The sequence below is a fragment of the Kitasatospora sp. NPDC005748 genome (assembly GCF_040630735.1).
Taxonomy (GTDB): Bacteria; Actinomycetota; Actinomycetes; order Streptomycetales; family Streptomycetaceae; genus Kitasatospora.
Window position 1 is genome coordinate 30,281 of record NZ_JBEXYD010000065.1, and the last position, 12,608, is coordinate 42,888.

At 75.7% G+C, this 12,608-nt stretch carries 11 protein-coding genes and 1 pseudogene; 9 read left to right on the forward strand and 3 right to left on the reverse strand.

What is annotated here, in order from left to right:
* Nucleotides 1-33: 33 nt before the first annotated feature.
* Both ABZ495_RS31120 and ABZ495_RS31125 read right to left on the reverse strand, forming a co-directional pair.
* Nucleotides 34-1,836: a protein kinase gene (locus ABZ495_RS31120; protein WP_359839206.1), complete on the reverse strand. Its 1,803-nt coding sequence runs from the start codon at nt 1,834-1,836 to the stop codon at nt 34-36.
* A gap of 330 nt (nt 1,837-2,166) precedes the next feature.
* Nucleotides 2,167-3,099, reverse strand: a complete 933-nt coding sequence (locus tag ABZ495_RS31125) for a LysR substrate-binding domain-containing protein (protein ID WP_329486001.1) — start codon at nt 3,097-3,099, stop codon at nt 2,167-2,169.
* Between the two features lie 107 nt (nt 3,100-3,206).
* Between ABZ495_RS31125 and ABZ495_RS31130 the strand changes: the two genes are divergently transcribed.
* The 5 genes from ABZ495_RS31130 to ABZ495_RS31150 all read left to right on the forward strand — a co-directional run bounded on the left by ABZ495_RS31130 (nt 3,207) and on the right by ABZ495_RS31150 (nt 7,215).
* Nucleotides 3,207-3,911: a succinate dehydrogenase cytochrome b subunit gene (locus ABZ495_RS31130; protein WP_359839208.1), complete on the forward strand. Its 705-nt coding sequence runs from the start codon at nt 3,207-3,209 to the stop codon at nt 3,909-3,911.
* Complete coding sequence (locus ABZ495_RS31135; RefSeq protein ID WP_359839210.1) at nt 3,908-5,854, forward strand: fumarate reductase/succinate dehydrogenase flavoprotein subunit; 1,947 nt, start codon at nt 3,908-3,910, stop codon at nt 5,852-5,854. The genes ABZ495_RS31130 and ABZ495_RS31135 overlap by 4 nt, the downstream gene beginning before the upstream one ends.
* Nucleotides 5,851-6,588: a succinate dehydrogenase/fumarate reductase iron-sulfur subunit gene (locus ABZ495_RS31140; RefSeq protein ID WP_329486004.1), complete on the forward strand. Its 738-nt coding sequence runs from the start codon at nt 5,851-5,853 to the stop codon at nt 6,586-6,588. The genes ABZ495_RS31135 and ABZ495_RS31140 overlap by 4 nt, the downstream gene beginning before the upstream one ends.
* Before the next feature lie 163 nt (nt 6,589-6,751).
* Entirely contained in the window at nt 6,752-6,916 is a 165-nt protein-coding gene (locus ABZ495_RS31145; RefSeq protein ID WP_359809849.1) for a hypothetical protein, read from the forward strand.
* Nucleotides 6,913-7,215 carry a hypothetical protein gene (locus ABZ495_RS31150; protein ID WP_352295314.1) on the forward strand — a complete coding sequence of 101 codons (303 nt, stop codon included), beginning with the start codon at nt 6,913-6,915 and terminating at the stop codon, nt 7,213-7,215. Before ABZ495_RS31145 ends, ABZ495_RS31150 begins: the two co-directional genes overlap by 4 nt.
* 128 nt (nt 7,216-7,343) lie before the next feature.
* On the opposite strand, the gene ABZ495_RS31155 is transcribed toward ABZ495_RS31150, so the two are convergent.
* On the reverse strand, nt 7,344-8,270 hold the full coding sequence (locus ABZ495_RS31155; protein ID WP_359839212.1) for a DUF2797 domain-containing protein: 927 nt from the start codon (nt 8,268-8,270) through the stop codon (nt 7,344-7,346).
* A gap of 256 nt (nt 8,271-8,526) precedes the next feature.
* Between ABZ495_RS31155 and ABZ495_RS31160 the strand changes: the two genes are divergently transcribed.
* The 4 genes and pseudogenes from ABZ495_RS31160 to ABZ495_RS31175 all read left to right on the forward strand — a co-directional run.
* Nucleotides 8,527-8,745 (forward strand): hypothetical protein, encoded by a 219-nt coding sequence (locus ABZ495_RS31160; protein WP_359839214.1) that lies wholly within the window; start codon nt 8,527-8,529, stop codon nt 8,743-8,745.
* Nucleotides 8,746-8,810: 65 nt separating this feature from the next.
* The gene (locus ABZ495_RS31165) at nt 8,811-9,497 is read left to right on the forward strand and encodes a hypothetical protein (RefSeq protein ID WP_359839216.1); all 687 of its coding nucleotides are present in this window, start codon (nt 8,811-8,813) and stop codon (nt 9,495-9,497) included.
* 593 nt (nt 9,498-10,090) lie between these two features.
* A complete protein-coding gene (locus tag ABZ495_RS31170) occupies nt 10,091-12,316 on the forward strand; it encodes a restriction endonuclease (protein WP_359839217.1) in 2,226 nt (741 codons plus the stop codon).
* A gap of 187 nt (nt 12,317-12,503) precedes the next feature.
* Nucleotides 12,504-12,608: pseudogene (locus tag ABZ495_RS31175) on the forward strand (ABC transporter ATP-binding protein); the annotation flags it as partial.

The window sequence follows — 12,608 nt, forward strand, 5'->3', positions numbered from 1 at the left end:
AGGGGCGCGGCGGTAGCGGTCAGCGGTGGCGGATCAGCGCGGCGGGTCGCACAGGTAGGCGGCCACCTCGGCCGAGGTCTTGCCCGGCTTCGCCGCCGCCGGGGTGGTGGAGACCCGGACGCCCCAGGTCGGGAAGGTGTCCGCCGAACCGAAGTCGTGCGGACGGGTGACGGTGGCTCGGCCGTCGCGGAGCACTACGGTGTCCGTCGCGACGGTGATCGACCGGCCGCCCGAGCTGTGGTACCAGCTCAGCGTCAGGGTGCCGGTTCCCGCGCCCTGGGCGACCACCGTGACCGTGGCGGTCAGGCTCCACCGGCCGCTGCAGGTCAGCGAGTCCAGGTTCACCGTGGTCACCGCGAGGGTCGCCGGGGCGACGGTGGCCGTCGGGCTCGGGGTGGGCGGCGCCGACGGCGGGGCGGTGGTGGCGGGCGGGGCCGACGGCGGCGCGGCGGTGGGAGTCGCGCCGCCGGGCGGTATCGACGGCGCACCGGGGGTGGGCGCGCCCGTCGCGGGCGGGGTCGCCTTGCCGGTCGGCGGCTTGCCGGTCGGCGTGGCCGCGGGCGAGGTGCTCGGAACGCCCGTGGTCGCCGACGGCGAGGGCGACGCGGCCGGGGTGGCCGCCGGATCGGACGGACCGGCGTCCGGGGTGCCGGTGGCACCGCCCGCGTCGGGCGACGGACCGGCCGCCGGGCCGGGCGCGCCGAGCGTGGTGGTGGCCTCCGGGGAGGCGCCGCCGACCACCGTACGGGCACCGCCGTCGGCCGCCCCGGCGATCGCCATACCGGCCAGCGTGGCCAGGGTCAGCGCGCCGGCCGCGACCCCGACGAGCGCCTTGCCGCGGCTGCCGAGCCGGGCCCCGCGCCGGACCGGGGAGAGCCGGGCCGGGGTCTGCCGCACCAGGGTGGCCGAGCCGCCGGCGGCGGGCAGGGCGGTGTGGGCCAGCGAGGTGCCGCCCGCCGCGCCGCCGGTGCCGGGCAGCAGCAGCCCGAGCAGCGCCACCAGCGCCGTGAGGTCCAGCCGTCCCTTCTCCTCCCACTGCGGCCCGTACCCGGCCGCCGCGACGGCCTCCAGCTCCTCGACCAGCTCGGCCGCGCTCCCCGGGCGGGCCCGCGGGTCCTTGGCCAGGCCCGCCAGGATCAGCGGCCGGACCGGGTCGGGCGCCAGCTCGGCCGGGATCGGGGCCTCGGTGTGCTGGACGGCGAGTTCGGCGAACGTCACCCCGTCGTACGGGCGGCTGCCGGTGAGGCACTCGAAGAAGGTCACGGTGGCGGCGTAGACGTCACCGGCCGGGGAGGCGGGCCGCCCCGCCCACTGCTCGGGCGGCATGTAGGCGGGGGTGCCGGAGACGTCGCGGTCGTCGCCGCTCGGCACGGCGATGCCGAAGTCGACCAGCTTGGAGGTGCCGGCGACGTCGACCAGCACGTTGCCCGGCTTGTAGTCGCGGTGCACCACACCGGCCTCGTGGGCGGCCGCCAGTCCCAGCAGCGAACCCTTCAGCACGACCAGGGCCGCCTGCGGGGTGGTGGCGCCCTCCGCGCGGAGCAGGTCGCGCAGCGCGATCCCGTCCACCAGCTCCATCACGATGGCGGCGCCCCGCTCGCCCTCCACGTACTCGTAGAGGCGGGTGACGTGCGGGGAGTCGACGGCCGCGAGGACCAGCGCCTCCTCCCGCAGGGCGGGGGTGCCGAGGGAGTCGTGCAGGTACTTGATCGCGACGGGGGTGCCGGTCACCCGGTGGTGGGCGAGCACGACCCGGCCGCTCGCGCCGGCGCCGAGCTCCCGGTCGTGCAGGTAGTCGGGGAGCTCCCAGGGGCGCGCGTCCTCGATCCCCGGCACCCGGTCCCGCGGACCCTCCGGCCCCCGGCCCTGGGAACCCGCCGGAGACCCGCCCCGCGGATCCCCCGGGGTCGGCTCCTGCGGACCCGCCGCCCCACCGGTGGGAGCGTCGCCGCTCCCGGTCGGTCTGCCGCCCTGCTGCTTCCCGCTGTCCATCGTGCGCTCTCTCCCCGTGACTGCCCGGCCGCTCCTGCGGCGTCGCACCCTACGACACCGCGGCTACCGCCTGGGACGCGGCCCGAGAACAGCGGGTTCCGGCGCCCCGGAGCCGCCGGGTCACGATTCGGGTGCTTCGCACACCGTGCCAACCACCGAGCCCGTCCGGCCCGGTCACGGCTCCAGCAGCAGCCGGGTGCCCGGCGGCAGCTCGCCCGCCCGGGCCGCGTCGCGCAGGTGCCGCAGCAGGGTCTCGCGCAGCGCGGCCGCCGCCCGGGTCAGCGGCACCTCGTGCCCGTGCGCGACGGCGATCGTCCGCCCCAGCCCCGGCCCGGCGAACGGGGTGACCGCCAGGCCCGAACGGGCCGCCACCATGCCCGGCACCACGGCCGGCCCGAGCCCGGCCCGGACGAAGCCCAGCACCGCGTCCATCTCCCCGCCCTCCACCGCGAACTCCGGCTCGAAGCCGGCCTCCCGGCAGGCCGCCAGGGTCGCTTCCCGCACGTCGTAGCCCTCCCGGAACATCACCAGCGGCCGGCCGCGCAGCTCGGCCACCCGCACCCGCCGGCGCCGGGCGGCGGTGGCGGCCCGGGCCACCAGCACCAGCTCCTCGTGCAGCAGCTCGGTGACGGCGAGGGCCGGCGCCGCCTCCCCGCTCGGCGGGGTGATGATCAGCGCGACGTCCAGCTCCCCCGCCGCCAGCGTCCGGACCAGGTCGCGCGAGCCGCCCTCGCGGACCACCAGCGCCACTCCCGGGTAGCGGTCCCGGAAGACCCGCAGGACGTCCGGGACCAGGCTGGTGCACAGGCTCGGCGGCGCCCCCAGCCGGACCCGGCCGCGGCGCAGCTGCACCGTCTCCTGGACGGCCAGCCGGGCGCTCTCGGTGTCCGCGAGGATGCGCCGGGCCAGCGGCAGCAGGGCGTCCCCGGCGTCGGTGAGGGCGATGTTGCCGCGAGTGCGGTGGAACAGTTCGGCGCCCAACTCCCGCTCCAGGGCGCGGATCTGCTGGGAGAGGGACGGCTGTGCCACATGCGCCGCCTCGGCCGCCCGGGTGAAGTGGCGGGTCTCGGCGACGGCGAGGAAATAGCGGAGTTGCTGCAGCTGCACCCGGCCAGGATAGGCCGCTCCCCAGCGCGGACCATAGTCTGCGACTATCACGGTGAGCCGCAGCATGTCTTGGACGTACCGTCGGGCCCGTCCCTACCGTGGTCGCCATGACAACCGCGACTCGGACGGCCCGGCATCCGTCCACCCTGGTGACCCTGTGGCGGTCGACCGTCGGCAAGAAGGCGGTCATGGCCGTCAGCGGACTGGTCATGCTGCTGTACCTGGTCGCGCACATGCTGGGCAACCTGAAGGTCTTCTTCGGCCCGGACGACCTGAACGGCTACGCGCACTGGCTGCGCACCCTCGGCCAACCCGTCCTGCACTACGAGTGGTTCCTGTGGATCGCCCGGTTCGGCCTGCTGGCGGCCGTCGGGCTGCACGGCGTGGCCGCGTACCAGCTGAGCCGGCGCGACCTCAGGGCGCGCCCCAGCAAGTACGTGCACCAGCGGCGGCGGGCCAGTTACGCGACCCGGACGATGCGCTGGGGCGGGGTGATCCTGGCCCTGTTCATCGTCTGGCACATCCTGGACCTGACCACGCTCACCGTGAACCCGGCCGCCGAGCACGGGCACCCGTACCAGAACATCGTGGCCTCCTTCTCGAACTGGTACAGCTGCGTGATCTACATCGTCGCGATGCTGGCCGTCGGCCTGCACATCCGGCACGGCTTCTGGAGCGCCGCGCAGACCCTCGGCGCCAACAACGCCCGCCGTGACCGCGCGTTGAAGCTGACCGCCAACGGTCTGGCGCTGGTGCTGACCGTCGGCTTCCTGTCCGTCCCCGTGGCCGTGATGACCGGAGTGGTGAGTTGATCCCCTACAGCGAGTACAGCGTCGGCGATCCGGTCGCCGACACCCGGGCCCCCGGCGGGCCGATCGAACAGCGCTGGGACCAGCGGCGGTTCGAGGCCAAGCTGGTCAACCCGGCGAACCGGCGCAAGCACACCGTGATCGTGGTCGGCACCGGCCTGGCCGGCGGTGCGGCCGGCGCCACACTGGCCGAACAGGGCTACCACGTCGTCCAGTTCTGCTTCCAGGACTCCCCGCGCCGGGCCCACTCGATCGCCGCCCAGGGCGGCATCAACGCCGCCAAGAACTACCGCAACGACGGCGACTCCGTGCGCCGGCTGTTCTACGACACCGTCAAGGGCGGCGACTTCCGCGCCCGCGAGTCCAACGTCCACCGGCTGGCCCAGGTCTCGGTGGAGATCATCGACCAGTGCGTGGCCCAGGGCGTCCCGTTCGCCCGCGAGTACGGCGGCCTGCTGGACACCCGCTCCTTCGGCGGCGTGCAGGTCTCCCGCACCTTCTACGCCCGCGGCCAGACCGGCCAGCAGCTGCTGCTCGGCGCGTACCAGGCGCTGTCGCGCCAGATCGCGGCCGGCAACGTGGAGATGCACGCCCGCACCGAGATGCTCGACCTGCTGGTGATCGACGGGCGGGCCCGCGGCATCGTCGCCCGCGACCTGGTGACCGGTGAGATCAGCACCCACACCGCCGACGCCGTGGTGCTCGCCACCGGCGGCTACGGCAACGTCTTCTACCTCTCCACCAACGCCAAGAACTCCAACGCGACGGCGATCTGGCGCGCCCACCGGCGCGGTGCCTGGTTCGCCAACCCGTGCTTCACCCAGATCCACCCGACCTGCATCCCGCGCTCCGGCGAGCACCAGTCCAAGCTCACCCTGATGAGCGAGTCGCTGCGCAACGACGGCCGGATCTGGGTGCCGAAGGCCAAGGGCGACACCCGGGCGCCGGGCGAGATCCCCGAGGACGAGCGGGACTACTACCTGGAGCGGATCTACCCCTCCTTCGGCAACCTGGTGCCGCGCGACATCGCCTCCCGGGCCGCCAAGAACGTCTGTGACGAGGGGCGCGGCGTCGGCCCCGGCGGCCAGGGCGTCTACCTGGACTTCGCTGACGCCATCCGACGGCTGGGCCGCGACGCGGTGGCCTCCAAGTACGGCAACCTGTTCGAGATGTACGAGCGGATCACCGCCGAGGACCCGTACCGGGTGCCGATGCGGATCTACCCGGCGATCCACTACACGATGGGCGGACTCTGGGTCGACTACGACCTGCAGACCACCGTCCCGGGCCTGTTCGCGGTCGGCGAGGCCAACTTCTCCGACCACGGCGCCAACCGGCTCGGTGCCAGCGCCCTGATGCAGGGCCTCGCCGACGGCTACTTCGTCCTCCCGCCGACCCTCAACGACTACCTGGCCCGCAACCCGCTGCCCGCCGTCCCGGCCGACCACGCCGAGATCGCCTCGGTGGAGGCCGAGGTGACCGACCGGCTGAACCTGATCCTGGCGGTCGGCGGCGACCGGACGCCGGACTCCTTCCACCGCGAACTCGGCGAACTCCTCTGGGACGAGTGCGGGATGGCCCGCGACGAGGCCGGACTGCGCCGCGCCCTGACCCGGATCCCGCAGCTGCGCGAGGAGTTCTGGCGCCGGATCCGGGTGCCCGGCACCGGGCAGGAGCTCAACCAGTCGCTGGAGAAGGCCAACCGGCTGGTCGACTACTTCGAACTGGCCGAGCTCATGTGCCTGGACGCGCTGCACCGCGCCGAGTCCTGCGGCGGCCACTTCCGGACCGAGAGCCAGACCGAGGACGGCGAGGCGGCCCGCCGCGACGACGCCTTCTCCTACGCCGCCGCCTGGGAGTTCACCGACACCGGCAGCGCCCCCGTCCTGCACCGCGAGCACCTCGACTTCGAGCACGTCCACCCCACCCAGCGGAGCTACGCGTGAACCTCACCCTTCGGATCTGGCGCCAGGCGGGCCCGGACACCCCCGGCTCGATGACCACCTACCAGGTCACCGGGATCAGCCCGGACATGTCCTTCCTGGAGATGCTCGACACCCTCAACGAGGAACTGATCACCCGCGGCGACACACCGGTGGCCTTCGACCACGACTGCCGCGAGGGCATCTGCGGCGCCTGCGGCATGGTCATCAACGGCCAGGCCCACGGCCCCGAGCGGACCACCACCTGCCAGCTGCACATGCGGCACTTCGCCGACGGCGACACGATCGACGTCGAGCCCTGGCGGGCCGCCGCCTTCCCGGTCGTCAAGGACCTGGTGGTGGACCGCTCCGCGTTCGACCGGATCATCGGCTCCGGCGGCTACATCACCGCCCCCACCGGCAGCGCGCCCGACGCCCACGCCACCCCGGTGCCCAAGGAGGCCGCCGACACCGCCTTCGAGCACGCGGAGTGCATCGGCTGCGGCGCCTGCGTCGCCGCCTGCCCCAACGGCTCGGCGATGCTCTTCACCTCCGCCAAGGTCGTCCACCTCAACGTGCTGCCGCAGGGCGCGCCCGAACGCCGCTCCCGGGTGCGCGACATGGTCGCCACGATGGACGCCGAGGGCTTCGGCGGCTGCACCAACACCGGCGAGTGCGCCACCGCCTGCCCCAAGGGCATCCCGCTGCCCAGCATCGCCGCGATGAACCGGGAGTTCCTGCGCAGCGCGGCGGGCTGAGCACCCCGCCGGCCGCCCCGCCGCCGCTCCCCGCCGGGTGCCGCCGGGACGGCCGGGGCGCGCGGGGCGGGCGCACGCGCCCCGTGCGGGTGGTGGTTCGTCAGGACCGCTGCTGTACTCCGGGAATTCGCGCTACGGTGGTCCCCGCGCCAAGGAGGGTCATATGCCCGAGGTTCAGTCCTGCGCCGGGTGCGGCGGGTCCGGGGGCACCGAGAAGACCGAGGCCACGGTGGAACTGGACGAGGAAGGGGGCATGGTGCCGAAGCTCAACACCTTCTGGTCGCCGTGCAGTCGATGCCACGGATCCGGGACGGTGATCGTCGGATGAGGCTGGTCTTCGAGTGCGTCGAATGCGGCGGCCACTACCTGCCGCCGGAGACCATGGCGTACCCCGACGGGCCCGCCTCGGCGCTCTGGTGCGCACACTGCCAGGCCGCGAAGCGGGCGGCGGGCCTGCGTGAGGACCCGCTGCTGGCGCGGATGGCGCTGGCCGGCGCCCGGGCCGCACTGGCCCACCGCGCCGCCGAGGACACCGGGGCGACGCGCGCCGACATCCGGCCGTCCAGGCCGCCGCTGTCGCGCCGGGCCCGGTCCGGGCCGGGCGGGGTGCGCGGCAAGCTGGCCTGAACCCGGCCCCTCCTCGGCCGCGATCGGAACAGGCCGCGGGTCAGCACAGGCCACGGGTCAGCACAGGCCACGGGTCAGCACAGGCCACGGGTCAGCACAGGCGGCGGTCGGAACAGGCCGCGGTCGGATCAGAACAGCGCCTCCTGGGTGTCCGGCTCCTCGGGGCGCGTCCGGGGGCTCACCACCAGGCCCGACACCGGGCGGCCCGCCGCCGGGGCGAGCGTCCACCCGGTGAGTCTGCGGGTGTCGAGCAGCAGCGGTTCGGCGCCGCCGGGCTGGTCCAGCAGCAGATGGCGCCCGATCGGCGGGCGGAGCGTACCGGCCACCACCGCGCCGGGGGCGAGGGCGTCGATGTGCCCGTAGGACACCGGCGCGCCGTCGGCCAGCCCGAAGATCCCGACCTGGTCCACGACCGGGTGGTCGGGCAGCAGCTCCACCGCGTGCCCGTCCAGCAGCCGGTGGGCCGCGGCGCGGGCTCCGGTCAGCAGCGCGCGGCGGTACTCCGCGTCGCCGTGCCGCCACCAGTGCGCCGTCTTCACCCGGCCCGTGAAGCGTTCCCGGGCCATCCCCGAGGCGGCGACGGTCAGCTCGGCCCGGCGGACGGCGGGCAGCGCGCCGCGGGCGGCGAACGTCCAGGCGAGCGCACCCTGTTCGAGCAGCCGGGCGGTGCCGCGCGACTCCCCGGTCAGGCCCACCTTCAGCAGCCCCTCGCCGAACCAGGCGAGGTAGAGGCGGTAGGCGCGCCCGTCGTCGAGGATCTGGTCCCGGGCGAGCGCCAGTCCGCGGTCGACGCTCTGGCAGGCGGCGCACTGGACGGCGCCGCCGTCCGGGTCGATGACGGCGTGGTGCGGGCACGGCGTGCGCTCGGTGGCCCCCACCAGCAGGGCGCCAGTGCAGCGGCGCGGCCCGCCGATCAGCCAGCCGATCTCCGCCCCGGGCACCACCACCCGCTCGTGCACCCGGTGCCCGTGGACCGCGCGGAGCACCGGCTGCCCGTCGCGCCAGTGCAGGCCGGTGGAGACCCACCCGCCGCCCGCCTGCTGCGGCACCTTCACGCTCACCCTCCCGTCACCGGCTCACCCGTCCGTCCATCCGTCCGAACCAGCGAGGCTACCCGCTCCCTCCGACAGTCCGCCCGTGCGCGCCGACGACGGCCCCCTCGGGGCGGCCGCCCCGGCGCCCGGCGCGGTGATCACCCGTACGCGTGGCATCCGGCCGGGCCCCGCCGTCGTTGCTCCGGGCATGAGCCATACGAACCCGCCCCGTGCCCTGCACGTCGTGTCCACTCCCCCCGGAGGCACCCCGCGGGCCGTGGAACTGACGCAGTCGTGGGACAGCAGCGCGGCGGAGCGGGCCGCCGACGCGCTGGACGCGCTGCGCACCGTCGAGGTCCCCGTCGGCGCCGTGCGGGCCGCTCTGCTGATCCTGGCCGACCTCGTGCGGCGGCCCGGCGAGAGCGAGGAGATGCGGGCCGCCGCCCGGGACGTGTGCGCCGTCCTGGTCGGGCTCACCGACGCCCTCACGGCCTGACGGGGCTCCCCGCGGCTACCCGGGCACGGGCGAGCGGGACCGCGCCACGGGGTACGGTCGGCGCCATGATCGACAGCGCCCACGGGCCGAATCCCGCCCCCGACCCGGCCCCCGGCCCGGTCACCGCCGACGACCTCGCGCTCGTCCTCCGGCTCGCCGCCGCCACCCTGCGCGGCGCGCCGGAGGACGCCGACTGGTCCCGGCCCGCCGGAACGCTCAGCTGGGACTGCTGGGCCACCGTCGAGCACCTGGCCGACGACCTGCTGGCCTACGCGGCCCAGCTCGGCCCCCAGGACCCGCCGCGCGACCGCTACGTGCCGTTCCGGTCGGTCCGGCTGTCCCCGGGCGCGCCGAACAGCTTCGTCTACGCGCAGCCCGAGAGCGGCCCGGACGGGCTGGTCCAGGTCCTGGAGGCGAGCGGCGCGCTGATGGTCGCGATGGCGCGCACCGCCCCGCCGGACACCCGCGCCTACCACCCGTGGGGCCTCGCCGACCCGGCCGGGTTCACCGCGATGAGCCTGGTGGAGACGCTGGTCCACCTGCACGACGTCGCCGAGGGGCTCGGCCTCGCCTGGGAGCCTCCGGCGGACGTCTGCCGGCGCACCCTCGCCCGGCTCTTCCCCGACGTGCCGGCCGACGGCGCCGCTGGACCGTGGCCGACCCTGCTCTGGGCCACCGGGCGCGCCGACCTCCCCGGCCGCCCCCGGCGCACCGACTGGCGCTGGGACGCGGCGGTCCGCCCGGGCGGGTAGCCCCCACCACGTCACTCCCCGCCGGGGGTCGGCGCCGCGCACGGCGCCGGCACCTGACCGGGGGTGCCGGCGCCCACCTCGTGGTCGAGGCCCACGGGCCGGCCACCGTCGACCGATCGGTCCGCCCCGGCCCGCCGCACAGGGGGATCATGCCGCTCCGGATCGTCTCCGAGCAGCCCGCCGAGCCGCGGAGCGCCGACGAGGCGTACCCGGGGTCGCCGACGACGTGGAAGCGGGGTCACCGGCGGCCATCCGCCGGGGCTTCGTCGGCAGCCGCACCGGCCCGGAGGCGATGCTGTGCCCGGTCGGACCACGGGCTGCGCCCGGCGGCCGGGCGGGAGTTCGGCTTCGGCGAGTACCGGACGCCCACCGGCACTTCCTCGCCCGCGACGCCGTCGCAAGGGCCGTCGTCCGGGTGGCCGGACGACGCCGGGCCCGGCCGGACGCCGTCGCAGGTCATGGGCGCTTGGCCGGTTCACCCGTCCACGTTCTATTGTGGCGGGCGCGGCGACGACGCGGCCGGGAGGCGGCGCGCGGGCGCGGCCGGGAGGCGGCGCGCGGGCGCGGCCGGGCGTGAAGCGAAGGGGTGGACGGTGGCGGGGCGGCGGAACGACGGGGTACTGGCGGTCTGGGCGGAGACGCAGCGACAGGAACAGCGCCGGGAGGAAGCCCGGTGGCGCGCCCAGACGGCCGAGCAGCGGCGGCGCGAACGCGAGGAACGCGAGATCCAGCGGGCGGCCGCCCGGGGCGAGCGCGAGGCGGTGCGGGCGTACCAGCAGTCGCGGGAGGCGGAGGCGGCCCGGCGGACGGCGGAACTCGACGACCGGGTCGAGGAGTTGAAGGGACTGCTGGCGGCGGGCGTGGGGCGGCCGGCGTTCAGCCCGCAGGCCCTGCTGGCACCCGCCGCGCTGCCGCCCTTCGAACCGGGCCGGCTCGGCGAGCCGGTGCCGATGCCCGATCAGGCGGACTACCAGGTGCCGCCGCCGACCCCCGCCCAGGCCCGCAACCCGGGGGTCCGCCAGCAGTACGAGCAGTACGTGGCGCAGGCCCGGACCCGGTTCGAGCAGGACTGGTACGCGGCGCAGGCGGCCGAGGCGGACCGGCAGCGCCGGCTCGCCGAGTACCACCGGCAGTACCTCGACTGGGCGGCCCAGCACCGCCGCCAGGACGAGGACCGGGCTTCCCGGACGCAGGAGTTGCTGCGCCGGCTGCGCGACGGCGAACCGGACGCGGTGCAGGAGTACTTCACCGCCGTGCTGTACGCCTCGGCGGGCTGGCCGGAGGGGTTCCCGCACCGGCTGGTCGCGGCCTGGGAGGCGTCGACCCGCCAACTGGTCGTCAACTGGGAGCTGCCCGGCCCGGACGTCGTCCCGGCCGCCGGCCGGGTGCGGTACGTGAAGTCGGACGACCGGGAGGCCGAGGTGGCCCGGCCGGCCACCGAGCGCAAGGCGCTCTACCGCGAGGTGCTGGCGCAGAGCGCGCTGCGGGTGGTGGCCGAGCTGTTCCGGGCGGACGCGGACGGCACGTTGGCGTCGGTGGTGCTGAACGGCTTCGTGCGCGGCATCGACCCGGCGACCGGCCGGGAGGCCGAGCGCTTCCTGTCGACGGTGACCGTGGACCGGTCCGAGTTCGCGGGTCTGGCGCTGGACCGGGTGGCCGCCGTGGAGTGCTTCCAGGGGCTCGGCGGCGTGCTGTCCGCCCGGCCGGAGCGGCTGGACGAGGTCCGGCCGGACCGGCTGCCGGAGACGGTCGGCGGCAACGTCGCCGGTCAGGGCGGCGAGGACGAGCCGGACCTCTTCGAGATGGACCCGATCGAGTTCGAGGAGCTGATCGCCGAGCTGTTCCGGCTGCGCGGCTTCCGGGTGATGACCACGGCACGCAGCGGGGACGCCGGGGTGGACGTGGTCGCCGAGGACCTCGACCCGGTGACCGGCGGACGGATCGTCATCCAGGCCAAGCGCTACCGCTCGACGGTCTCCCCCACCGCCGTCCGGGACCTCGACTCCACCGTGCGCCACCACGGTGCGATCAAGGGAATCCTGGTGACCACGGCCGGTTTCGGCCCCGGCTCCTACGAGTACATCCGCAACAAGCCGCTGACGCTGGTGAGCGGGCCGGAGCTGGTCGAGCTGCTGGCCGAGCAGGGCCTGCGCGGCCGGCTCGGCGGCGGCGCGAACGGCGAGGGCAACGGCGGCAACGGCAGCGGCGGTGGCGCGAACGGCGGCGGCGCGAACGGCGGCCGGCCCGGGGCCGGTCGGGCAGCCGGCTCACCCGCCCCGGCCGACGGCGCCGAGCCGGACGAGCGTCCGACCCTCCTGCGGCTCTCCTGGCAGAGCCGCACGGCCGGCGGGGACGCCGTGGAGCTCGACGTCTCCGCCTTCCTCTGCGCCGACGGACGGGTGCTCGACGACGAGCACTTCGTCTTCTTCAACAACCCGCAGGACCCGGACGGCGCGGTCCGCCTGCATCCCACCCGCTCGGTCCCCGGCGAGCCCGCCCGGGAGGCCGAACTCAGCCTGCACCTGGGCCGGGTGGCGGCGGGGGTGGACGAAGTGGTGGTCGCGGTCTCCACCGAGGAGGAGGAGTCGCCCGCGCTGCCGCTCGGCTACGTGCACGGGCTGGCCCTGACCGCCTCGTTCGGTCCCGGCGCCGAGGGCCCGGCGCACTGGGCGGCCGTCACCGGCGGGGTGCCGGACAGCGCCCTGGTGGTCGGCTCGTTCCACCGCAAGGGCGGCGACTGGCAGTTCGCCCCGGCCGGGACAGCGGTGGCGGGCGGCCTGGCCGGGCTCGCCCGGCGCTGGGGCGTCGCGGTCGAGTGATCCGCCGGACGGCGGGGCGCCCGGGCGCCTCAGGGACCGAGGTCATACCTGAGGAGGAGCGGGCTCCCCGCCGGACCGTCGGGACGGCGGGGGGCGGCCGTACCCGCGGGCGACACTTCGGACCGGAACGGGTGGGGAGGATTGAACGGAACCCGATCATCCCGTTCCGTCCCCGCAGGAGTTCCCCGTGACGATGTCCGCAACCGCCGTCCGTACCGGCCGGGCGGCCGCCCGCGCCACCGGCCTCAACAAGGTCTACGGGGACGGGGAGACCCGCGTCGTCGCGCTCGAC

What these genes read in the sequence shown, in the direction of transcription:
- ABZ495_RS31130 (WP_359839208.1), top strand. Translation starts at nt 3,207, where the DNA reads ATGACAACCGCGACTCGGACGGCCCGGCATCCGTCCACCCTGGTGACC.
- ABZ495_RS31145 (WP_359809849.1), top strand. Translation starts at nt 6,752, where the DNA reads ATGCCCGAGGTTCAGTCCTGCGCCGGGTGCGGCGGGTCCGGGGGCACC.
- ABZ495_RS31150 (WP_352295314.1), top strand. Translation starts at nt 6,913, where the DNA reads ATGAGGCTGGTCTTCGAGTGCGTCGAATGCGGCGGCCACTACCTGCCG.
- ABZ495_RS31165 (WP_359839216.1), top strand. Translation starts at nt 8,811, where the DNA reads ATGATCGACAGCGCCCACGGGCCGAATCCCGCCCCCGACCCGGCCCCC.